Raw genomic sequence first — 24136 nt, 5'->3', positions numbered from 1 at the left:
AGAATAAAGTGCTGCATGCGCAATCTGATTCCATTCCGGGTAAGGGCAAGGTCACCCGGAGCGCCGTACATCACACGGCACAGATGCCGCAGCCAAGGAATGAACAGATTTCGGTCACTAGGTCACATTCGATCTCTCACGGATCGGAACAGACGGTCGGGCAGAAGGTCATGCAGCAGTTCGTGCCTGGCACGAACCCGCTAAAGGTCCTTGCCGCCCGTACGCCGGGTCTCAGCTTTAGTTCAGGCGACGCCCTGGGGCTGGATGCATGGTCCAGCAGCCTTTATATGCGTGGCTTCTTCTGGAATGAGCTGGGCATGACGCTGGACGGGATCCCGCTGAATGACCAGTCGTATAATACTGTCAGTGGCCTTGGTCTCAGCCAGGCGATCATTACCAACAATATCGGCTTCATGTCTGTCTCCCAGGGCGGTGGCGCCGTAAACGTGGCGTCCAACACCAATCTTGGTGGCGCGATCCAGGTCCATAGCAGTGATCCATCCGACAGGATGGAAGGGCAGGTTTCGCAGATGTTCGGAAGTAATGCTTCCTTCCGCACATACGGGCGTTTTGACAGCGGCAAGCTGAATTCGACGGGAACCAAGTTCTATATTTCATATGCGCGGTCCGATACGCATAAATGGAAAGGCGGCGGTGACCAGTTGCAGCAGCAGGCGGAAGCCAAGCTGGTGCAGCCCGTCGGACAGGACAGCCATATTTCCGCGTTCATGAACTGGTCCAACAATTCGCAGTGGGGTTATGCGGATATGTCGCTGGCCAGTATCCGTAAATATGGCTGGCGGACGGATGACTATTACCCTGATTTCAGCAAGGCATATGCCGCGGCGGCCGCCGGGAATTATGACACCATCTATGATGGTGGCCAGCATCAGGTGTCCTATCTCGGGGGGCTGACACTTGATTTCGCACTGACAAACAACCTGCGCTGGAAAACCATTTTTTATGGGAACAGCGAAGTATTGTATACGACTTATGGCAACCCCTACCAGCCATCGGTCAATACGATGGGGGGCACTTCCGCCGCACCGTTCTCGGAACAGGTATGGCAGTCCCATGAAGTCCGCTATGGCATGACGTCATCCGTCCAGTATAATATTGCGCATAATACGATTGAATCCGGCATCTGGCTGGAAAACAACAATCAGGAACAGTCCAACTATTTTTATAATGAACCGACCCTGGCGTCCGGTGCGCCGCCCCTGCTGACAATCGGGCCATATAATACCTATGGCAAGGCTTTCATGTCGCCCTACGGGTTCAAGTGGACGACAGATACATTCCAGTATTTCCTGTCCGATGTTTATCACCCCGTGCATAATCTTGATATCCATGCGGGCTTACGCTCCATGATTACGACCACATCCGGTGGCGCGCAGTGGCAGGACCCCGCCTTTACCGGCAGCACGGACCCGCTGGCCAACGGGTCACTGACCGCGGCCGCGGCGTTCCTGCCGCATGTCGCCGTGAATTACCGCTTCCTGCCCGGTCACGAAGTCTATTTCGATGTGGCCGAAAATATGCGTGGCTATCAGGTTCAGGCTTATGAAGGTGGCGGCGCCTCGCCATGGTCCGTGCAGAACCAGGCGACATTCAAGGGATTGCAGAAAACGCTGCGCCCGGAACGTGACTGGGTTTACCTGGTGGGGTATCGCTATACGTCCCAGCCCGTCATTGCCTCGATCGATGCCTATCATGCCGATGCCTACCATCGCCTGCAATATGGCGAAGTGCCCGGCAGCCAGGGGCTGGGGAACATTGTCGGCACGGTTGTGGATACGGGGCATGTCTCGATTTACGGGGTGGATGCCGCGCTTACCATTCAGCCGTTCAAGCGCGGCGTGATGAAGGGCCTGTCCGCATTCAGCAGCATCAGCTACAACCACTCGACCTATGGCAGTGATTTTCCCAACGGTTCCGGAGGGTATGCGGATACACGCGGCAAGAAATTCGTGAACTTCCCGCAGATCATGTACAAGGCGAATATTACCTACGGCTACAAGGGCGCCGAAGTCCACCTTGATGCCAACTATTATTCAAAGCGTTATTTCAGCTATACAAACGATACATGGGTTGCGCCTTACTGGCTGGTCAATCTGGGCGCACGTTACCGCTTTGGGGATTATGGTCCGCTGAAAGGGCTGACATTCGATTTCAGTGTCTATAACCTGAACAACACCAAGTATATTTCCATGATGGGTGAAAATGGGAACCCCACCTCAGGCGACGCCTATTCCATGGAGCGCGGCGCGGTGCGGCAGTATTTCGGGACGATCAGTGCGCATTTCTACTGAATAAAACGCATTTATTCCATATCCTGAACAAGGGGGCGGGCACGGACCTGCCCCCTTGTTTTATTTGGAATGCATCCAGGTACGATTATCCGCGCTGTGCGGGTTATTCTATTTCCCTTTCCGGCATGCTGCCCGGTAATGGGCGGGAGCTGGTTGGTGAGGGGGAAACCACGTGTAATTTCTGGCCTTGTTAGATACGATATGGAAATATTCAAGTCGAACGGACTTTAGTGAAAAAGGAAATATGCTCTATGGGAAGGCGTTCCAATCCGATCCGGGGTCATCATCTTTTCAATCTGCGGTTGCGCGATGTCCTGCTGGGTATGGGGATGCTCCTGTGCGCCGGTGTGCCGGTGAACGCGGAGTCAACAGGGGACGCCATTATTCATGCTGATGATCATCCCGGTGACTGGCTGACCCATGGCCGTACCTATTCAGAACAGCGATACAGCCCGTTAAACCAGATCAACGCCCGGACCATCGGTCGCCTGCATCTGGCGTGGCATTACGACCTGGATACCAACCGGGGACAGGAAGCAACGCCCCTGGTCGTCAATGGAGTCATGTACACCACCACCGCATGGAGCAAGGTCAAGGCGCTGGATGCCGCGACCGGACGCCTGCTATGGGCCTATGACCCGCAGGTGGATGGGAAAGTGGGGGTCCGGGGGTGCTGCGATATCGTGAACCGTGGCCTGGGCTACTGGAATGGCAAGCTGTATCTGGCAACGTTTGACAACAGGCTGATCGCCCTGGATTCCCGGGATGGCAAGGTCATCTGGAGTGTCGATACAATCCCGACAGATGCCGATTTGGGGCAGCAGCGGGCCTATACCATTACCGGCGCCCCGCGCATTGCAAGGGGCAGGGTGCTGATTGGCAATGGTGGTGCGGAATTCGGCGCCCGTGGCTTCATTTCCGCCTTTGACGCCGAAACGGGCAAGCTGGACTGGCGGTTCTTTACGGTGCCCAATCCGCATAACAGGCCCGACCATGCGCCATCCGATACGGTGCTCATGACCCGTGCCTATCCGACATGGAGTCCCACTGGCGCATGGGTGCGTCAGGGTGGCGGCGGCACGGTATGGGATTCGATCGTCTATGATCCCGTGACGGATCTGGTCTATTTCGGGGTGGGGAACGGGTCGCCATGGAGTTATGGCATCCGTTCCAACGGCAGGGGGGATAACCTCTTTCTTGACAGCATTGTCGCCGTAAAGCCGGAAACGGGGGAATATGTCTGGCATTTTCAGGAAACGCCTGAAGACCAGTGGGATTATACATCAACCCAGCAGATCATGACGCTGGACCTGCCGCTTGGGGGGCAGATGCGGCATGTGATCGTGCATGCGCCCAAAAACGGCTTTTTCTATGTTCTGGATGCCGCCACGGGGGCGTTCATTTCAGGCAGGAACTTCGTCTTCGTAAACTGGGCAAAGGGACTGGACCCGAAGACCGGGCGGCCGATCTTCAATCCGGATGCGCAGTATTCCGTTACCGGCAAGCCATTCTATGTCTTTCCTGGGGATATGGGGGGCCATGGCATCGCCGCCATGAGCTACAGCCCCCGCACGGGACTGGTGTACCTGCCGACCCAGCAGGTGCCTGACCACCTGAAGGGCGCACGCAAATTCCGGCCCCTGCCGGATGGGTGGAATCTGGGGCTGGATATTCAGCCAGATGACAAAATGCCATCCATCAAGGAACAGAAAGCCGCGGTAAGGGACCTGCGGGGATCGCTGGTGGCGTGGGACCCCGTGGCGCAGAAAGCGCGCTGGGAAGTGGTGCAGAAAGGTCCCGCGAATGGTGGGGCGCTTGCCACCGCGGGTGACCTGGTGTTCCAGGGGCTGACGGATGGCACGTTCCATGCCTATGACGCGCATGACGGGAAGGATCTGTTCAGCTTTGATGCGCAAAGTGGCATCATCGCCTCTCCCGTCAGCTATCGTATCGGCCGGCGGCAGTATGTCGCCATTGAAGTGGGCTGGGGCGGGTCGTATGGCCTGTTCGCCACCGGGCTGGCCCGTCAGGAAACCGGGTCGGTCAATCATTCCCGTATGCTTGTCTTTGCCCTTGATGGCAGGGACCATCTGCCGGCGGTCAGTGACGACCCTGTTCCTTCATCCCCGCCGCCAGCGTCATTCATGCCCCGGCAGGCGCTGGCGGGCAGCCAGCAGTACCTGAATTACTGCCAGTACTGCCACGGCGCCAATGTGGAATGGAATGGCGTCCTGCCGGATTTAAGGAAGTCCCCGGCCATTCAGGACAAAAACAGTTTCTATGCCATTGTTGGCAAGGGCGCCCTGAGCCGCTTCGGCATGGACAGGTTCGAGCAATCCATGAAACCGGATGAAATTGAAAGCATCCGGCAGTTCATCATCGAACGCGCCCACCAGACCCTGCCACAACCATGATGGCGTCAAGGGCAGCCTTGCTTTTGCGGGCTGCCTGAAAAGCCTGCCCGCGCGATGTCCTGCAAGATACGAGGACGTGTCTGGCTGCATTTTTTTACAGAAAGCGTCCGGATGCCGCCTTTTCGGGAAAAGCGGCATCCGGACGCTTTTCTTTTCATTGATCAGTTGGGTTCCAGGCTGTCGGATGTTTCAATCCCACGCCCCACATAACTGCGTGACCGGCCATATCCATAATATATGAGCAGCCCGATCGCCCCCCATACCGGCAGCACCAGGATCGCGATCAGGTCCAGCGACAGGTAAAGATAGATACAGCCAATGATGGCAAGCGGTGCGAACAGCCATATGGCAGGCGCCCGGAACGGGCGCGCGCGCGTGGGATCGGTCCGGCGCAGGATCAGCACGGATACCGCCACCATGGCGAATGCAAACAGTGTGCCGGAATTGGAATAGTCGGCCAGCGTGCCCACCGGCAGGAAGGCGGCCCCAATGGCCGTGCCGATGCCGGTTACAGTCGTCACGATATGTGGCGTGCGATAGCGGGCGTGGACACGGGCAAAGCTGTCGGGCAGCAGGCCATCGCGCGCCATGGTGAAAAATATGCGCGTCTGTCCGAAAATCATCATCAGCACGACAGAGGGCAGGGCGATGGTGGCCGCAAGGCCGATCAGGTTGCCAATCCTGCTCCATCCGATGGATCGCAGCACATGCGCCAGCGCTTCATGGGAACACGGCAGCGGCTCCTGCGCGCCCGTTGCGACAATCGTGTGGCATCTCTGCTCCAGTGCAAGCGTGCCGGGCGCAAGGATGCCGCCATCGGCCCCTGTAACCGGCTGTGCGCCAAGGGGCGAGCCAATGGCCCCAAGCGAGACCAGCAGGTAGAAGATCGTACAGAAGGCAAGGGAGGCGATCAGGGCGACAGGCACATTACGTTGCGGGTTGCGTGTCTCCTCGGCCGCGGTCGAGACGGCGTCAAAGCCGACATAGGCAAAAAAGATCGAGGCGGCCGCCCCCGCCACGCCTGTGATCCCGGTGGGCATGAACGGTTCGAAATGGCTGGCGTTCATGACCGGGATGGCAAGGATGGCGAACAGGGACAGGGCAGCGACCTTGATGCCGACCAGAATGGCATTGGCCCGCGCGCTTTCGGTCGTGCCGAGGATCAGGAGCCAGGTAATCAGCAGCGTAATGACCACCGCCGGCAGGTTGATATAGCCGCCAGCGGATGGGCTGTTGACCCATAAGGGGGAGATTTTGATATGGAACAGGTTCTGGACCAGACCGATCATGTATCCCGACCAGCTTGACGCCACGGCGGAGGCCCCGATGGCATATTCCAGGATCAGCGCCCAGCCCACCATCCACGCCAGCCGCTCCCCCATCACGGCATAGGTATAGGTATAGGCCGATCCCGCGGTGGGAACCATGGACGCCAGTTCCGAATAGCAGATCGCCGCGCACATGCAGATGAAACCGGCAAGGACGAAACTGAGCATCATGCCCGGCCCCGCCTTCTGCGCGGCTTCGGAGGTCAGCACGAAAATCCCGGTGCCGATGATCCCGCCGATCCCCAGCATCGTCAGTTGGAAAGCGCCAAGCGAACGGTTCAGTGATTTCTTTTTGGCTGTCGCCAGGATTGCGTCCAACGACTTTACGCGATCAAACTTCATCCACCCGGTTTCCCCCGTTTGCCCCTGACCCGGCATTATACGCTTTCATGCGAAGCAGAACCTACGGATAAAATCGCCAAGCGCAAGCGCTGGAGGGAAATGCGGCCTTTCCCGCTGCGCGGCCGCCGGGAACTGTCATGCCCCCGGCATTGCTATGTCGCGTCCGGCACGCCGTGGAAAATCCGCGTGACGGGGGCAAGTCCCCCGATCCAGTACGACAGTTCGTGCGGGCCGCTGACGTTCCAGATCGCCATGTCCGCCATCATGCCAGCCGCCAGCCTGCCCCTTGTGTCCTGCAGGTTCAGGCACTGCGCGCCGATGCGGGTGACGGCCGCCAGCGCTTCCGCCGGTGTCATGCGGAACAGGGTACAGGCCATGTTCATCACGGCTGTCAGGCTGGTCATGGGAGATGTGCCAGGATTGCAGTCGGTCGCAAGCCCCATGGCCACCCCATGCTTGCGGAACAGGGCGACGGGGGGCGCATGCTGTTCACGAATGAAATAGAACGCCCCGGGCAGCAGCATGGCGAGCGTCCCGGCCCGCGCCATATCGATGATGCCCGCTTCATTGACATATTCCACATGGTCGGCGGACAGGGCGCAGTACTGCGCGGCCAGGCTGCCGCCGCCGGTATCCGATAGCTGGTCGGCATGGATGCGCACCGGCAGATGCAGCTCCATGGCCCTGTCAAACAGCCTGCGGACCTGCGCGGGGCTGAAGGCGATGCTTTCACAGAAGGCATCGACACTGTCCACCAGCCCTTCGCCTGCCGCGCGTGGCAGCACGACATCAATCAGGAAGGAGACGTAATCGTCATGCCTGTCCGCATATTCGGGGGGAAAGGCATGGGCGCCAAGAAATGTTGTATGTACATCTACGGGTAGGACATTCCCCAACCGCCGGGCAACGCGTAACTGCTTGAGTTCATCTTCAAGCGTCAGGCCGTAACCTGACTTGACCTCAATGGTGGTGGTGCCGGCGCGGATCATGCGCTGCGCGCGTTCCATGGCAAGGGACAGGAGGGTATCCTCACTCGCCGCGCGTGTATGGGTGACCGTGGACAGGATGCCGCCACCCTGCCGGGCGATTACCGCATAGGAAACGCCATTGAGCCGTTTTTCGAACTCGGTGCTGCGATCACCCGCGTAAATGATGTGGGTATGGGCATCAATCAGTCCCGGCGTCATCCAGTGCTCATGGGCATTGATGACGGTGCGGGCCAGCGTATCGGGGGCGGCGGGCAGGTCCGCGCGGGCGCCGACCCAGACGATGCGGCTGCCGCTGGTGGCGATGGCGGCATCACGCACGCACCCGTATGGATCATCCGATGCATCATTGGCGGGCGCCATCGTTGCGATATTCAGGTTGATCCAGAGTCTGTCCCACATCGTGCGTTTTCCTTCGCTCTCCGTCTTTTGTAGATAAGTATATACAAATAAGTCAAATCTGTTATCAATCCATAACAAAATACAGGATCACCTGCCTGTCAGACACGGAAGTGGAAATGATCACGATTTTTGCAAGGCAGGCCATGCTGCCTGCCGGGTGGCGCGGCAACGTGCGTATCGAAGTGGGGGAAGATGGCTGCTTTTCCGCCATCACGCCGGATTCCGATCCCGACCCTCTGGTGCCATGCACGGATATTGTCATTCCCCCGCAATACAGCCTGCATTCCCATGCATTCCAGCGCGCCATGGCCGGCCTTGCGGAAGGGCGCAGCAACCCGTCCGATACATTCTGGACATGGCGCAGGGCCATGTACCGTCTGGCTGACAATATAACGCCGGAACAGATGCAGGATATTGCTACATTCCTGTACATGGAAATGCTGGAACGGGGCTATACGCAGGTGGCCGAATTCCATTACCTGCACCACGGCAGGGGCGGCACGCCGTATGCCGACCGCGCGGAAATGTCGCTGCGTATCGTGCATGCGGCGCGAAACGTGGGCATGGGCCTGACCCTGTTGCCGACATTATATGCCCGGTCGGGTTTCGGGGCGCGGACAACGCTGCCCCAGCAGCAGCGTTTCGCCAATACGTTGCAGGCCCTGGCGGATATCATAAGCCGGCTGCGCCGCGAAGGTGGCCATCCGATGCCCCCCATTGTCGGGGTCGGGCTGCATTCCGTCCGCGCTGTCGATATTCGCGAGGTAGGGGCGGCGGTCGACCAGGTGGCGGCGGGCGCACCGATCCATATTCACGTAGCCGAACAGCAGGCCGAAGTGGAGGCATGCCTGCAGGCGACCGGCGCGCGGCCTGTCGAATACCTGTTTGACCATGCGGCGGTCGATGCGCGCTGGTGCCTTGTGCATGCCACGCACCTGTCACCGGCCGAGACGGCACGGATTGCCGGTAGTGGCGCCGTGGCCGGTCTGTGCCCGATTACGGAAGCCAATCTGGGGGACGGGCTTTTTCCCTTTCAGGATTACGTGGCCCGGGGCGGGCGTTTCGGCATTGGCAGCGACAGCAACATACTGATCAGCCCGGGCGAGGAACTGCGCATGCTGGAATATGGCGCGCGCCTTGACCGCCAGCAGCGCTGCGTCTGCCTGCCGGAAGGGGAGATGGGTGCGGTTGGCGGCTACCTGTACCGCGCGGCCCACGAAGGCGGCCGCCAGGCCTGCGGCCTGCCGCCATCGGGGCTGATGGTGGGGGCGCGGGCCGACCTGTGCGTGCTGGACCCGGAAAAACTGTCCCTGCCGGGGCTGCAGGGCGACAGGATACTCGATTCAGCCATTTTTGCCTGTCCCACGCTGCCTGTGCGTGATGTGATGTGCGCGGGGCAGTGGGTGGTGCGGGATGGCCGTCATCCCGATCATGATGGCATTGTCCGTAATTTCCACCGCGCCCTTGCGGCGCTGGCGGATGAATGAAAGGTTGCGATCGAACAATGACCAATATCCCTTCAGCTTCCCCGGTGTTCGATTTCCAGCCCGGTCATGCGCCCGTACTGCTGACACTTCCCCATTCGGGCACGGACCTGCCCCCCGGCATGGCGGGGCGCATGACCGCGCATGGCGCGCAACTGCCTGATACGGACTGGTATATCGACCAACTCTATACCCCCCATGCGCGCGAACGCGGCATCGGGGTCATCCGCGCGCGGTATTCGCGTTACGTGGTGGACCTTAATCGTGGGGCGGATGATGCCGTCCTTTATCCGGGGCGTCCCAGCACCGGGCTTGTGCCCGCCCTGGCATTTGACGGCACGCCGATTTATCAGGATGGGCAGGAGCCGGACCAGACCGAGGTCCGGGACAGGACCGCCGCATTCTGGCAGCCTTATCACGATGCGGTGGGCCAGGAACTGGAACGGCTGAAACGGCAGCACGGATGGGCGGTGTTATGGGACGGGCATTCCATCCGGACCCACATTCCCCGCCTGTTTGAAGGGCGCCTGCCCGACCTGAACATCGGCACGAATAGTGGCGCATCCTGTGACGGGCGGCTTCTGGCGGGCATCGAGGCCCATGCGGAAAGCCTGCCCGGCTATACCCATGTCGTGAACGGGCGTTTTCGCGGGGGGTACACCACCCGGCATTACGGACAGCCGGACAGGGGTTTTCATGCCGTGCAGATGGAAATTGCCCAGAGCACCTATCTCCAGCACGAAGACGCCCCATGGCCGCTGGACGAAACGGCTTTCCGCAGGCTTTCCGCAGCCATGGCGGGATTCCTTGATACCGTTCTGGACTGGAAGCCACAGGCCTGATGGCCACCCGGACATGACGCGGAAGGGATGACGGATGCAGGCAGCACGTTTATACGGAATGGGGGACATACGCATCGAAACGGTTCCGGCGCCGGTTGCGCCGGGTCCGGATCAGGTGCGGATACGGGTCATGGCGGCCGGAATCTGCGGTTCGGACCTGCACAATTTCCGGACAGGCCAGTGGATTACGCGCGCGCCCGTCACACCGGGGCATGAGTTTTCCGGTGAAGTCATGGCAGTCGGGCCTGGCGTTACCGGATTCCGGACCGGGGACCGCGTGGTGGCGGATTCCCGCGTGGGATGCGGGCAGTGCCCATCGTGCCGGCAGGGGCGGCGTAACCTGTGCGCCACGCTGGGATTTGTGGGCGAGGTCTGCGATGGCGGGTTCGCGGGGGAAGTGACACTTCCGGCCCGCCAGTTGCACCGCGTTCCCCCCGATACGCCGTTCTGGCTGGCCGCACTGGCTGAACCCCTGTCCGTGGCGGTGCATGCCGTAAACCGGCTGGCCCCCGATCCGGGCCAACCTGTCGTGGTCTGTGGCGGCGGGGCGATCGGCGGCCTTGCGGCGCTGGTGTTGTCCGAACGGCATGATGGCGCGGTCTACCTTGTCGAACGCGACCCGCAGCGCCAGCATCTGTTGCAGGAAACCTGCGGGGTTGCGCCCGTGGCGCTGGATGCGCTCGGCACCCTTGTCACTGGCCGGTCGCCCCGTTTCATGCTGGACACCACGGGATCGGTTGCGGTGGCGGGACACCTGCTGGGCTGCGCCGCGCCGGGAACGCGGCTGGTTCTGGCCGGGCTGGGCGCGACAAGGCTCGACCTTGACCTGAATGTTATTGTCGAACGTGAGCTGGAGGTGCGTGGCGTCAGCGCCTTCGCCGATGAAATGCCGCAGGCCATCGCCCTGCTGCCTGCCTTGCGCGAACGGCTGAAAGCCTTCGTATCCATCGTGCAGGGGGTGGGGCGGATACCGGAGGTCTATGGGGAACTGCTGGCACAACGGCGTGCAGGGCTGAAAACACTGGTCCTGCCCCATTGTGTTACGGAGGAAACATGATGCAGAACCCGTTCTGTGTGCGCGGTCGCGCCATTGTCGTGACGGGGGGCGGTCGTGGCATTGGCCGGGCGGTGGCATTGCATCTGGCGGGGCAGGGGGCACGGGTATTTATCGGTGGCCGTTCTGTCGCCCCCTTGCGCGAGACCTGCGACATGGCGCGCGACGATGGTCTCGCCATGGACCATTTTACCGTGGATGTCGCCGATACCGACGATATCGGGCGGGCGTTTCAGGCCCTGCGCGCAAAGGGCATCCAGATCGATGCGCTGGTGAACAATGCTGGCACGGAAGACCTGCGTCCCGCCATGGATGCGGATGAGGCGTTGTGGGACAGGATTGTCGATACAAACCTGCGTGGGGCATTTTTCTGTGCGTTGCATGCGGCGGGCGGCATGCGGGCAGGGGGGGCGATCGTCAACATGTGCTCGCTGGCGTCCGCGGTTGGTATTCCCGGGGCGGTACCGTACGGGGCATCGAAATCCGGCCTGCTGGGTGTTACGCGCGGACTGGCCACGGAATGGGGGCCGAAGGGTATCCGGGTCAATGCGGTGGGGCCGGGATATTTCCGTACGGAAATGACGGAACCCTTTTTCTGTGATGAAAAATGGCGCGAAGCAATGATGCCGCGCATTCCGCTGGGGCGGTTTGGTGACCCTGCGGAACTGGGGGGTATTGTCCAGTTCCTGTGTTCGGATGCGGCGGCATACGTAAACGGGCAGATCCTGTATGTGGATGGTGGTTTCCTGGCTGCCATCTGAAGGTTGTATATATATGTATGATATTATCGTTGCCCATCCGTTTTGAAATTGATATGAATCGTGTGAACAGGGGCCGGACTGGCCTGTAGCGCGTGGCGGGGCCGGATATGGTTTTCTGCCCGGCCATGCCTGCTGCCTGCCGCCCATAATGCGTTGCCTGAGTGGAAGCGACCAGATGAACAAGACTGTCAATTTTGTCGATCTGCGGGATGCAGAGACCATTCCCGCCCACCTTCTGGAGCGTACGGAGGCCGACCTTGGCCCGTATCTGGACCGGGTCAGGCCGATTATCGAGGCCGTCCGCACCGAAGGCGATGCCGCCCTGCGCCGCTTCGCGCAGGCTTATGACGGCGTGAGCGTGCCCGACATGGGCATCCGGGCGACGGAGGAGGAGTTTGAAACCGCCTTTCGTGAAATGGATCCCGAACTGATCCGTTCAATCGAATATGCAATCGGCAATATCCGCAAATTCCATGAGGCCCAGAAGCCCGAGGACAGCTGGATGATCGAGGTCCAGCCCGGCGTATGGGCAGGGGACCGGAATGTCGCCATTGAATCGGTGGCCTGCTACGTGCCGCGTGGCAAGGGCGCGTTTCCCAGTGTTGTGAACATGACCGCCATTCCGGGCATGGTGGCCGGGGTTCCGCGCCTTGTCATCATCACGCCGCCCGCGCCGGATGGGCGCGTGGATGCGGGCACGCTCGTGGCCGCGCGCCTGATTGGCGTGACCGAGGTCTACAAATGTGGTGGCGCGCAGGGCGTGGCCGCCGTGGCCTATGGCACGCAAACCGTCCCGGCCTGCATGAAGGTGGTGGGGCCGGGCAGCCCGTATGTCGTCGCGGCAAAAAAATTGCTTTCGCACATCATCGACCCTGGCGTGCCCGCTGGCCCCAGTGAGGCGATCATCCTGGCCGATGACAGCGTTGATCCCGCCCTGGCGGCGCTGGACCTGATTATCGAATCCGAACATGGGCCGGATTCCTCCGCTTGGCTGGTGACGGACAGCCCGCGCGTGGCGCAGGGCGTGCGGGAGGCGCTGCCCGGGCACTGGCGGCAGATGGATGCAAAACGCGCCGAATTTTCATCCACCGTCCTGTGCGGCGCCTATGGTGGCATCGTGCTGACGCGCGACTTTGATACGGCGGTGGAATTCACCAATGCCTATGCCCCTGAACACCTTGAGATCCTGACACGCGACCCGATGGCTGACCTTGGGCGCATCCGTAACGCGGGCGAGGTGCTGCTGGGCAATCACACGCCCGTCAGCCTTGGCAATTACGTCATTGGCCCCAATGCCGTGCTGCCCACAAACCGGGCCGCGCGCACGCATTCGCCGCTTTCGGTGCATGATTACATGAAACGGATGTCCTTTGCCCGCGTGTCCGCGCGCGGATACAGGGAAATGGCGGCCCACACGCACCGTTTTGCGTCATATGAAGGGTTTTCGGGCCATGCGCGCGCGGTGTCCCCGGCCCGGCCCCTGCCCGAAGGCCAGTAAGGGACGGCTTTACAGGCCGCCCGTGATGCTGCCCGGACATTACAGGGAGATGTCTGATAATGCCATTTCCGGGAAGTTCCGGGAAGACCGCCTTTTCGGGGAAAGGGCGGCTCCGGAAATGTTCAGGGCCGTTTCATCAATGGTTTGTTTTGAAACCATCCCTCAACCGATAGTTGCAAAATAAAGGCTGTATTCATGAATGGCTCAGCATCCGCGCAGGCGCTTCAGGCCTTTCGTGCGAAAGACATGGCGCGGACATGCACGATCCTTTCCGATCTGATACGGGAAGAATTCGGGTTGCAGGCCAGCAATATCACGCTGGGCAATGATGGATACAGCCTGAATTCCGTAAATGGCTTCCTGACCACCCCGACGGGGGAGGAATATTTCTTCAAATTCCATCATGAGGAAAATGAGGAAAGCACCCTGCAGGAATTCTACCGTGACGAGGTCCTGCGCGATGCGGGCTACCCGATCGACATGCCGGTTTATGTGTCGCGGGCTGTCGGCCGGCAGATACTGCTTTATGCAAAACGGTCAACGCCACGACTGGCGGATCTGTGCCGCGCCCATGACGGGACGCAGGCCGATATCGGGCCGGTCGTGGCGGCGCAGCGCGCACTTGATGCGCTGACGGCGCGCATCTACCGTGACACCTTCCACCCGATATCCGGGGCCGCATGCGCTGCTGAACCCTTTCACCAGTTGTTCCACCACCGCCTGACAACCGACGGCACGCAGCCCGGGGCGCGGGCGGCGCGTTTTTTCGCATCGGGCCGCACATTCGCGTTTCCGGGCGTGGCTGTTGCCGATCAGGCGTTGCTTGACATGAAGTGGCGCATCAACGGGACCATGTATGCCGATACGCTGCGTTGCATGCTGGAACGCAGCATGCGGCTGCTTTCCCCGCGCATGCTGGCCCGTTCCGGCGGGGTTACGGCGCATGGGGATGCGCATAACGCCAATGTATGGTGGGAAGGGGCGGGCAGGAGCCTGACCTTCTTTGACCCGGCCTTTGCCGGGCTGCATATCCCGGCCATCATGGCGGAGGTCAAGGCGACCTTCCATAACATCTTCGCCCATGCGGACTGGCTGTATCACCCCCATGACCTGCCCGTGGATACCCCCACCCATGCCAGTGTGACGCCGGACGGGATACTGGATGTCACGCTGGCATGGGAAATGAATGACCTGCGGCGCGCCTTTCTGGATTCCAAGGCGGAACTGCTGTGGCGTCCGCTGCTGGCCCACATGCGCGCCACGGGGCACCTGCCCGCCGACTGGCGCGCGACGATCCGGTGCGGGCTGTTCTGCTGCCCCACGCTGGTGATGGACCTGTGCGCCGGGGGCGCTGGCGGCCATACCCCGCTTTCATCCCTGACCGGGTTGGCGATCGCCGTCATGTGCGGCAGTGAACCCGTGCCGCCGGGACGCGATGTGGTCAGCCGTTTCCTTGATGCGATCGATCCGGGGAATTAGAAATATCATTCCGGAGCCAATCTGATAACAGTGATCCCCTGTTGTTGAAGGAGTTGCCGCATATGGACCTTGACGCACCATTGCGTAATTCGGTTCTGGCCGTTGAGGAAGATACGATTTTCCCCATACCGGCTGACCGGCGCCGGGGGAATACGCGCGGGCTGTGCCTGGTCTGGCTGGGGGCGAACCAGAACATACTCGCGATCCTGACCGGCATGATCTATTGCCAGGTCTGTCACCTGTCGCTGTTCTGGGCGGCGCTTGCCATTCTGGCCGGCAACGGGGTGGGGGGCATGTTCATGGCCCTGCACGCCGCCCAGGGGCCGCATCTGGGCATTCCGCAGATGCAGCAGACACGTGGGCAGTTCGGGGCCTATGGGGCGCTACTGGTCATTGTTGTCGTCATTGTCATGTACGTGGGCTTTACGGCCACGCTGCTGGCCATCGGGCGCGAACAGGTGCAGCAGGCCCTGGGCGGGCCGCCGCTCCAGTTACCTGTCTATGCCCTGGCTGTGGCCATCCTGGCGCTGTGCATTGTCGGGCATGGGTGGATTGAACGGTTCGTGGTCGGGTTTACCTATGTGGCGGCCACGGCTTTCTTCGCCCTTGCGTTCTTCTTCCTGTTTTACCTGCATGCCCTGCCGGTCCAGCCGCTGTTGGCGATCCCCCGCATGCATGACTTCGTAGCCGCCATCTCGATCGGGGTGCTGTGGCAGGTGGCCTATGCACCCTATGTATCGGATTATTCGCGTTACCTGCCTGCCGATACGCCCGAACGCGATGCGTTCTGGTCGTGCATGACGGGCAGCATTGTCGGAACCGCAGTCCCGACCTTCCTTGGGGCCTATCTGGGAAGCACCGCGTGGGCGGATAATTTTTATGCCGCGATCCAGGCGCATTATGCGCCGGCGGCCTGTCTTCTGCTTGGTATTGTCCTGGTTTCGATCACGGTTTCATGCACGATGCAGATCTATTGCGCGGCCCTGTCCTGCATGACCCTGTTCTATACCATGTGGCCGACATGGCGCCCCACGGCGCGCAGTCGCGGGCTGCTGTCGGGCGGGCTGCTGCTGCTGTCCGTGCTGCTGACCATTCTGCTTAGTGGCGACATACTGCATATCCTCAACAGCTTCATTGAATTCCTGCTGGCCGTCCTGTCGCCATGGACGGCGATCAACCTGGTTGACTATTACCTGATCCGGCACGGTGATTATGATATTCAGTCCTTTTTCCGTCATGACGGCGGCATATACGGACGCTTCAACCGGCCGGCCATTTTCTGTTACATCATGGGTATTGTCGTGCAGGTGCCCTTTATTTCCAACGAACTGTATTCCGGCCTGTTGGCCCGGCAGATGGATGGGGTTGACCTGTCATGGGTAGTGGGCATCCTGCTGCCGGGCCTTGTTTACTGGCTGGTATGCCGCAAGCCGGATGCCCCCATGCGCCCTGTCGTCAGGTAAGGTCGTGGACGATACGGCCAGCCGTGACCGTCAGCATGCATTTCAGGTCCGGCAGGCTGTCCGGGTCCATCATGAAGGGATTGCCTGACAGGGCCGCGATATCCGCGCGGTAGCCCAGGGCAATGCGGCCTTCGTGGCGTTCGCGCCCGGCCGCTACCGCGGCTTTTCCGGTATAGCTGTCGAATGCTTCGGGAAAGCTGATCGCCTGGGTCGGTATCCACGCCTCTGATGCCGGTGCCCCGATGGGACGGCGCAGGACGGCCTTGCGCAGCCCGCGCAGGGGATCGAGGGATACGATCGGCCAGTCCGTACCGAACGCCAGCATGCTGCCCGCATCCAGCAGCGCGCGCATTGGAAAGGCCAGTTGCGCGCGGTTATCCCCCACGCGCTTTTTCCATACCCCTTCCATGCCCATCCATTCATCCGCCGGCGCGATCATGACGGGCTGCATGCTGGCGATGGTGGATGTGCTGGCAAAACGCGCGATGTCATCGGGATAGGGCAGTTCGGCATGTTCCACGCGAATGCGCGCGCGGCCCGGGCTGTTGCCCGCGTTTTCCGCTGCGTCAAGCGCCAGGTGGACAGCCCCCGGCCCGATGGCGTGGGTCCATATGTCCAGCCCGTGCGCCACGCCGGTACGGACCGCATCGATATAGGCCGTGCGGTCCCATAACAGGGTGCCGCGCGCATCCGGCTGGTCCGCGTAGCCTTCGGGCATGTAGCCGGTATGGGATTCCAGCACGCCGTCAAGGAAGAACTTGATGCCGTCCAGCCGCACCATGGCATTGTCATAGCGCGCACGCAGTTCCAGTGCCTCGCGCAGGCGTTGTGGCGTCAGGCCGGGATCGGGTTCTATTTCCGTCATCATCCCGATGCGGACCGGCAGCGTGCCCGCCGCGTCTCGTGCCGACAGCAGCGGCAGGTAGGCTTCGTCATACGCTGCGCTCTGCATGCGGGTGATGCCCAGCCGTGACGCCGTATCCAGCACCAGACCCAGCGCATGGTCCATCTCCGGCCCGGTCATGGGGGGGATATGGCTGGTGACAAGGTGGACGGCGTCTTCCTTCAGCCAGCCCGATGGCGTGCCGTCGGCGCGACGGACGATCTCGCCATTTTCCGGGTCGGGCGTGTCGCGGGTGATTCCGGCGATTTCCATGGCGCGGGAATTCGCCCATGCCGCATGCGCCATGCCGGATGTCAGGATGACCGGGCGGTCTGGCAGGATGCTGTCAATCATGCGCGCATCAAATTCACCGTTGGGCAGGTCGGGGTAGCCGTAGCTCCATTCCAGCCCGCGGATCCATGGCGCATCAGGGTGTGCCGCCGCCCATGCCGCGACCCGTTCCAGCAGGGCCTTCATGCTCCGTACATCCCGCAGCCCGATGGCGGAAAGATAGTCGGCCGCCATGGCGATATGCATGTGGACATCAATAAAGCCCGGCATCAGGAACATGCCGCCCAGGTCACGGATGACAGTGTCCGGGTCACATTGCGCCATGATGTCGGATGATGGGCCGATTGCCACGATATGTCCGTCCATGATGCCGACCGCATTGACGGGCGCGGCATGGCCGTGAATGTCAGCGTTGATGATGGCGAGGTCGAGGGGCATGTATTGCGTCCTGCAATGGAATATGGCGCGATTAGAGCATATTGATTCCTGAATGTAAGGGTATGCGACGGACGGTATGGTACGTCGGTTCACGGATGGCCAACCAGGTGACGGCCGGACACACGATCAGGATGGTCCAGTGAATAGTATTTTATTTTCAATTGGTTGCTGTCGATATCTCCATTTATTGCCAGACGGTGGGAACAGGGGACGGGTACCATCGTCTGGTCAGTTGCCCTGCAGGAATGCAGCGCATCGGAAGTTTCTTCCTTTGGTATAGAAACTTCCGAGCAGGCGACACCGCTTGACTGCCTTACGATAGGGCGCGTGGCCCTGATAACGGAGCGAACATGACGTCCCTGCTGCATGACAGTAACCCGAGCGTTGCCGCCCTTGCGCATCTGGTCGCATGGCCGACCCTGAGCAGGGCGGGCAATCTCGGTCTGATCGAATGGTATGCGCAGCAGTTACGCGCGGCGCGTGCCGCCGTGACGGTCGTGCGGCATGGGGAAACGGACCGCTATGGCCTGTTCGGCACGATCGGGCCGGATGCCGGGCAGGGCATTGTCCTGTCCGGCCATAGCGATGTCGTGCCGGTGCAGGGGCAGGCATGGACGTGCGACGCGTTCAGCCTGACGGACCGTGATGGAAAGCTGTTCGCGCGCGGCAGCAGCGACATGAAGGGCTTTCTGGCCTGCATGCTGACGGCGGCGCAGTACGCGGCGGGCAGGGCATTGCGGCGTCCGCTGCATTTCGCCGTTTCCTGTGATGAGGAAATCGGCTGCGTGGGGGTGCGTTCCCTTCTGGCGTTCCTGCGTGAACGTGGCGTCACGGCGCAGGGATGTATCGTGGGGGAGCCAACCGGCTTGCAGGTTGCCGTGGCGCATAAGGGGAAGGTGGCCGTACGCATCGTATGCCATGGCCGGGCGGCGCATTCCGCCAATCCCATGCTGGGATGCAACGCGATCCAGATCGCGGCCCGCATGACACAGGAAGTCGCCCGCATCCAGGCGGAGATGATGGATGCCCCGATGCAGGACCCGTCGTTCGAGGTGCCATTCAATACAGCGCAGGTCGGGCTGATAAACGGCGGGGTTGCGCTGAATATCGTCCCTGACCGGTGCGAAATCCAGTTCGAGATGCGCCTGCTGCCCGGACAGGCGGCTGATGTCTGGCTGGCGCAGTTGCGTGAACGTGCGGCATTGGTGGTGGCCGATTATCCCGGTGGGACAATCGATTTCGAAATCATCAACGGATATCCGGGCCTTGTGCCCGAACCGGATGCCGCCATCCGCAATATCGCCCTGCAGGCCAGCCGGCATAATGCAGTGACCACCATCGGGTTCGGGACGGAAGCCGGGCTGTTCCAGCAGGAACTGGCGCTGCCCACCGTAATATGCGGGCCGGGGTCAATCGATCGTGCCCATAAGGCGGATGAATACATTACCCGCGACGAACTGGCCGCGGGTGACGCCTTCCTTGCCCGTATTGTTGATACGTTGTGCGTGGCGTAAGGCGTCCGCGCCTAGTCGCTGCCCGGCAGGGGTTTTCCCGCAAGCAGTTCCCGGCATACCCGCAGGAAGGCCGTCGCCCGCGCCGTCTGGCGTATGTTCGCGATTGTCGCGGTGCCGTACAGCAGCGGCTGGGGTGTGTCCTTGAGCGCCAGATAGGCCAGCGGCCTGCCATCCAGCGCCGCCTTGTTGCGGGGGCGCGCATTGGCCAGGCTGTAGCCTTCGCCACGCGCGACCAGCGAGCGGATGACATCAATGCTCTGGAACCGCCCCATGACGTTGGGCACGATGCCCGCATGGGAAAACAGGGACAGGAAATAATCCCGTGACAGCGGCAGGTCCAGCAGCAGGAAGGGTTCATGCTCCAGGTCCGACAGGGCGACATGCCGCCTGCGGGCCAGACGGTGCTGCGCTGATACAAAGACAAAGGGGGGCAGGGCGGCCAGGGGGGAGAAATCCAGGTCCTGCGGCATGTTCAGGTCATAGGCCAGTATGGCGCAGATTTCGCCATTGCGCAGCTTTTCAATCAGTTCACTGTGATGACCCGCGATAATGCGCAGTTGGGCATCGGGGTGGCGGATCTCGAATTCCTGCAACAGTTCCGGCACGATCAGGGAATACAGCGTTGTCATGCAGCCCACTTCAATCAGGCCACTGACCTGCCCCGACAGGCCGGACGCCGTCATGTCCAGTTCCGTGGCATGAAGCAGCAGGTTGCGCGCCTCCCGCAGGAAGCTGTGGCCTTCCTGTGTCAGGGACAGGCCAGCCGCATGGTGGCGGATGAACAGGCTGATCCCGAACACGTCCTCAAGCTGGGCGATGGCGGCGGAAATGGAAGGCTGGGAGATATGGACCCGCCGGGACGCCGCGGTGATCGACCCCGTTTCAGCCGCCGCGACAAAATATTCGATCTGTTTCAGTGTAAAGCGCATGGGGTGGCTCCGGCTGCTGTGTCTGTCGCGATGGGGGCAGGGACCGTATGGCCGCAGGGGGCGCCGGATCGAATGAAACAGGACAGGATAGGAAAGGCAGGATCATGACATTTTCCATCGTCGCGCACTGCGCGCGCACCGGGCAGTTCGGGGTGGCTGTCGTATCGTCGTCGCCCGCCGTGGCGGCGCGGTGCGCCTTTGCCCGGGCGGGCGTGGGGGCGGTCACGTCGCAGAATGTGACCGACCCGCGACTGGGGCCAATGGCCCTTGACCTGCTGGAACGCGGGCTGACGCCCGCTGAATGCCAGGTTGTCATGGCCCGTGTCGCCACCCATGCCGAATACCGGCAGATGACCTTTATCGACAGCAGTGGCCGCGGGGCCGCGTGGTCGGGTACCGGCACGCTGGGCACCCATGCCGAAGCCTTTGGCCAACACGTCGTATCCGCCGGTAACCTTCTGGCCAATGCGGATGTGCCGGCCGCGATCGTCGCGGCGTTTGAAAAAAGCGACCCGTCGCTTGAACTGGGCGCGCGGATCCTGCTGGCATTGCAGGCCGGAGCGGATGCAGGGGGGGAGGCTGGGCCGGTCCATTCCGCCGGAATGCTGGTGGTTGACTGTGAAAAATGGCCGCTTGCGGACCTGCGGGTGGATTGGGATGAAAACCCGGTCGCGCGGCTGACGGCACTGTGGGCGGTGTGGAAGCCCCAGATGTATGATTATGTCCAGCGCGCGCTGCATCCCACCCAGGCCCCTTCATATGGTGTGCCGGGGGATGAGTAGAGCATTGCAATAACCTTTGATCAATCATTATTGCTTCGGTTTTTCCGAAGCTGATCTTCGGTATATATTTCTTTGGCGCAATGAAGTTCCGTTCGAATATCCCATGGTCACCAGCACTGATTTTCGGGAGGCGTGGCATGTCCACCCAGGCATCGGTATCACAGCATGGACAGGGATCATCCGAACGCGACATGTTTGTCGCGGCCATGGGGCATGTCGCGGCCCCCGTGGCCGTGATCACCACGGACGGACCCGCCGGGCGGTTCGGCATTACCGTCAGTTCCGTGACATCCGCGTCGGCTGACCCGCCAATGATGATGGCGTGCATCAACCGGCGCAGCCCGGCCTTTGCCGCCATTATCGAAAATGGCGGTTTCGTCATCAACATGCTGTCGCATGGCCATGTGGGGGTGGCGGAAAATTTCGCGGGCCGGGCCGGCATGTTCCCCGCATTCGATTTCGCCTGCGCGGCGTGGAAGCCGGGGCAGGCGGGGGGATGGCTGCTGGACGGGGCGCTGGCCGCCTTTGAATGCAGCCTTGAACGCGCCGTCGATGTCGGGACCCATGGCGTGATCATCGGCAATGTCGGGCACACATGTCTGCAGCCGGCACTGACATTGCTGCATTTCCGCCGGGGGTTTCACCGGCCGGAACCCGTTCTCCATAATTCTTGAGCAGGAATATAATTCATGATCCGTACAGGACAGCAGTATCTGGACTCCATCCGTGATGGCAGGCGGATATGGATGAATGGCGAACGGGTGAAGGATGTCACGACACATCCGATGTTCAGGCCCATCGTTTCCATCCGCGCGCGGATGTACGACATGCAGCACGAAGCCGCCTTCCGCGACCGGCTTGTCTATACCGATGACAGGGGCGATGAATCCCCGCTGGCCCTGCAACTGCCCCATACGCAGGAGGACTGGAAGGCAAAGCGTATCGCCACCGATACCGTGCTGGACGAAGTGGGCGGCATCGTGACGCGCGTCGGTGACGAGACGATTGGCGAAATGTGGTCCCTGTATGACGGGCAGGACATCCTGAACGAGGTCAATCCCCAGTTCGCGGAAAACATCCGCCATCATGTGCACAAGGCGATGTATGCGGACCCGTTCCATGTCTCGGCCAACACGGACCCCAAGGGCGACCGTTCCAAGCGGCCGCAGGACCAGGACCCGGACATGCTGCTGCATGTGGTGCGCGAAACGGATGCGGGCATCATTGTCCGGGGCGCCAAGTACGAAACGGCGGCCGCCTATGCCAACCAGGCATTCACCAAGCCCACCATCGCCAACTGGGGCGATGCCGAACTGTCTGATTACGCGGTCGGGTTCATCTGCGATTTTTCCTCGCCCAACCTGAAATTCATCTGCCGCACCGGCTTTGCGGGGCGCGCCCCGATCGAGGATTACCCGCTGTCCAACCGGTATGACGAGGTCGAGGCCCTTGTCATTTTCGATGACGTGCTGATCCCTTGGGAAAACGTGCTTTTCTACCGGCATACCAAGGCTGCGACCTTCATCCGCGCGACACTGCACCGCTACAGCGCCTTTGCCTTCGTGCAGCGCAACCAGAAACTGGCCGACATGATGATCGGCGCCGCCCTGTTCAACGTGCGGCAGACGGGGCTGGATCGCCAGCAGGCGGTGCAGGAAAAGCTTGCGACCCTTGCGTGCTACCGCGAAGGGATCAATGCGCACCTGACGGCATCCATCGCCATGGCAGAAGAAAGCCCCGGCGGCCTGCTTATGCCCAACCAGTCGCTGCTGATGTCAGGGCGCGTGCTGGCATGTTCCAGGCTGCATGAAATGATGCACCTGACGCGCGAACTGTGCGGCGGGCAGATCTGTGTCACCCCGGATGTGGCGACGTTCCGTGACCCTGAAACCGCGCCGTGGATGGAAAAATTCTATTCCATCAATGAAACATGGCAGGCTGAGGACCGGCGCAAGCTGCTGGCCTATGCCCGTGACATGCTGAATTCCGATTACGCCGGCCATCGCCTGACATTCCAGCTGTTTGCGCAGGCGCCGCCGTTTGCGCATCTGGCCGCGGTCTATCGTAACTTTGACTGGAACGGCGCACTGGAATTCGTGCAGCGTTCAGCCGGGCTGAGCGAAGGCGTTCTGGCGCAGGACAAGAAAGGGACAAAATAATGACAGACCAGGTGACACATAAGCGGATCCGCTGTTTCAATACGCGCGATACCTATCCTGAACAGAATCTGGACAATGACCTGTGCCAGGCTGTTGTCGCGGGCCAGACGGTTTATGTGCGCGGCCAGGTGCCGCAGGACCTTGATACGCGTGAAAATGTTGCCGTAGGCGATCCGACCGGCCAGGCTGAAAAGGTGATGGACAATATCGAACTGCTGCTGAAGGAATCCGGTTCGGACCTGTCCCATATCTGCAAGGTTACGGTTTACCTGACCGATATCCGTTACAGGGAAGCAACATATCGTGTCCTGGGACGGCGCATGAAAGGGGTGTTTCCCGTTTTCACGGGGCTGGTTATCGTGGCGCTGGCCCGCCCGGAATGGCTGATCGAAGTGGATGTGATCGCCGTCATCCCGTGAAATGTTTATATAAAAGCTTTTTTTGTCAGGGCTGCCGCCGTTACTGCGGCGGCAGCCCTGGCCTGTTGTGGCAAGTATTTCAACAACCGGCGATACGGCATCAAAAATAATTGCCAAAATGCAACATGTCCTGACAAATGTATGGACAGCCCCTGTCGGCACCTTGGAAATGCCGGAATTCTGTTGCCTTATCCATTACGGAAACATAATAATGAAACGATGTCATCTCTGCTTGTACATACATGTGGTTATGTGACCTCCCCCAGGCCCCGAAGGGTCAGCGGGCGCAGGCATGGCGTATGTTTCAGGTGCAATCAGATATTCTTCCAGTCATGATTTAAAGGGGGCGGTATGCG

The 24136-nt window shown here is 60.9% G+C and carries 18 protein-coding genes; 14 read left to right on the top strand and 4 right to left on the bottom strand.

Annotated elements, in window-relative coordinates:
* The first annotated feature begins 83 nt into the window (after positions 1–83).
* Together CFR76_RS03100 and CFR76_RS03095 are read left to right on the top strand one after the other, a co-directional pair.
* Positions 84–2312 carry a TonB-dependent receptor gene (locus tag CFR76_RS03100; RefSeq protein ID WP_244191755.1) on the top strand — a complete coding sequence of 743 codons (2229 nt, stop codon included), beginning with the start codon at positions 84–86 and terminating at the stop codon, positions 2310–2312.
* 323 nt (positions 2313–2635) lie between these two features.
* Positions 2636–4726, top strand: coding sequence for a PQQ-dependent dehydrogenase, methanol/ethanol family (locus CFR76_RS03095; protein WP_244191767.1), 2091 nt, complete (start codon positions 2636–2638; stop codon positions 4724–4726).
* 161 nt (positions 4727–4887) lie between these two features.
* On the opposite strand, the gene CFR76_RS03090 is transcribed toward CFR76_RS03095, so the two are convergent.
* The gene (locus tag CFR76_RS03090; protein WP_110555760.1) at positions 4888–6396 is read right to left on the bottom strand and encodes an amino acid permease; all 1509 of its coding nucleotides are present in this window, start codon (positions 6394–6396) and stop codon (positions 4888–4890) included.
* Between the two features lie 152 nt (positions 6397–6548).
* Positions 6549–7784, bottom strand: coding sequence for an imidazolonepropionase (gene hutI, locus CFR76_RS03085; protein WP_110555759.1), 1236 nt, complete (start codon positions 7782–7784; stop codon positions 6549–6551).
* 116 nt (positions 7785–7900) lie between these two features.
* Here hutI and CFR76_RS03080 point away from each other — a divergent pair, with 116 nt between their 5' ends.
* The 7 genes from CFR76_RS03080 to CFR76_RS03050 all read left to right on the top strand — a co-directional run bounded on the left by CFR76_RS03080 (position 7901) and on the right by CFR76_RS03050 (position 16365).
* Complete coding sequence (locus CFR76_RS03080; protein ID WP_110555758.1) at positions 7901–9271, top strand: formimidoylglutamate deiminase; 1371 nt, start codon at positions 7901–7903, stop codon at positions 9269–9271.
* Between the two features lie 17 nt (positions 9272–9288).
* Positions 9289–10110 (top strand): N-formylglutamate deformylase, encoded by an 822-nt coding sequence (hutG, locus tag CFR76_RS03075; protein ID WP_110555757.1) that lies wholly within the window; start codon positions 9289–9291, stop codon positions 10108–10110.
* Between the two features lie 34 nt (positions 10111–10144).
* A complete protein-coding gene (locus tag CFR76_RS03070; RefSeq protein ID WP_110555756.1) occupies positions 10145–11167 on the top strand; it encodes a zinc-dependent alcohol dehydrogenase in 1023 nt (340 codons plus the stop codon).
* Complete coding sequence (locus tag CFR76_RS03065; protein ID WP_110555755.1) at positions 11164–11925, top strand: SDR family NAD(P)-dependent oxidoreductase; 762 nt, start codon at positions 11164–11166, stop codon at positions 11923–11925. The genes CFR76_RS03070 and CFR76_RS03065 overlap by 4 nt, the downstream gene beginning before the upstream one ends.
* Positions 11926–12100: 175 nt before the next feature.
* Positions 12101–13423, top strand: coding sequence for a histidinol dehydrogenase (gene hisD, locus CFR76_RS03060; RefSeq protein WP_110555754.1), 1323 nt, complete (start codon positions 12101–12103; stop codon positions 13421–13423).
* A 195-nt stretch (positions 13424–13618) separates the two neighbouring features.
* Positions 13619–14902: a hypothetical protein gene (locus CFR76_RS03055; RefSeq protein WP_110555753.1), complete on the top strand. Its 1284-nt coding sequence runs from the start codon at positions 13619–13621 to the stop codon at positions 14900–14902.
* A gap of 62 nt (positions 14903–14964) precedes the next feature.
* On the top strand, positions 14965–16365 hold the full coding sequence (locus CFR76_RS03050) for a purine-cytosine permease family protein (protein WP_110555752.1): 1401 nt from the start codon (positions 14965–14967) through the stop codon (positions 16363–16365).
* Here the strand turns inward: CFR76_RS03050 and CFR76_RS03045 are convergent.
* On the bottom strand, positions 16358–17977 hold the full coding sequence (locus CFR76_RS03045) for an amidohydrolase (protein ID WP_110555751.1): 1620 nt from the start codon (positions 17975–17977) through the stop codon (positions 16358–16360). The genes CFR76_RS03050 and CFR76_RS03045 overlap by 8 nt on opposite strands.
* A 350-nt stretch (positions 17978–18327) precedes the next feature.
* Here CFR76_RS03045 and argE point away from each other — a divergent pair, with 350 nt between their 5' ends.
* Complete coding sequence (argE, locus tag CFR76_RS03040) at positions 18328–19491, top strand: acetylornithine deacetylase (RefSeq protein WP_110555750.1); 1164 nt, start codon at positions 18328–18330, stop codon at positions 19489–19491.
* 11 nt (positions 19492–19502) lie between these two features.
* Here the strand turns inward: argE and CFR76_RS03035 are convergent, their stop codons facing one another.
* Entirely contained in the window at positions 19503–20420 is a 918-nt protein-coding gene (locus CFR76_RS03035; RefSeq protein ID WP_110555749.1) for a LysR substrate-binding domain-containing protein, read from the bottom strand.
* A gap of 104 nt (positions 20421–20524) precedes the next feature.
* Between CFR76_RS03035 and CFR76_RS03030 the strand changes: the two genes are divergently transcribed.
* The 4 genes from CFR76_RS03030 to CFR76_RS03015 all read left to right on the top strand — a co-directional run bounded on the left by CFR76_RS03030 (position 20525) and on the right by CFR76_RS03015 (position 23780).
* On the top strand, positions 20525–21202 hold the full coding sequence (locus CFR76_RS03030) for a DUF1028 domain-containing protein (protein WP_110555748.1): 678 nt from the start codon (positions 20525–20527) through the stop codon (positions 21200–21202).
* A 137-nt stretch (positions 21203–21339) separates the two neighbouring features.
* Entirely contained in the window at positions 21340–21876 is a 537-nt protein-coding gene (locus tag CFR76_RS03025) for a flavin reductase family protein (RefSeq protein WP_110555747.1), read from the top strand.
* Positions 21877–21891: 15 nt separating this feature from the next.
* A complete protein-coding gene (locus CFR76_RS03020) occupies positions 21892–23361 on the top strand; it encodes a 4-hydroxyphenylacetate 3-hydroxylase family protein (protein WP_110555746.1) in 1470 nt (489 codons plus the stop codon).
* A gap of 11 nt (positions 23362–23372) precedes the next feature.
* Positions 23373–23780, top strand: coding sequence for a RidA family protein (locus CFR76_RS03015; RefSeq protein ID WP_208623916.1), 408 nt, complete (start codon positions 23373–23375; stop codon positions 23778–23780).
* Positions 23781–24136 lie beyond the last annotated feature (356 nt).

The sequence above is a fragment of the Komagataeibacter swingsii genome (assembly GCF_003207895.1).
Taxonomy (GTDB): domain Bacteria; phylum Pseudomonadota; class Alphaproteobacteria; order Acetobacterales; family Acetobacteraceae; genus Komagataeibacter; species Komagataeibacter swingsii.
This window is presented reverse-complemented; position numbering and strand designations above follow the sequence as displayed.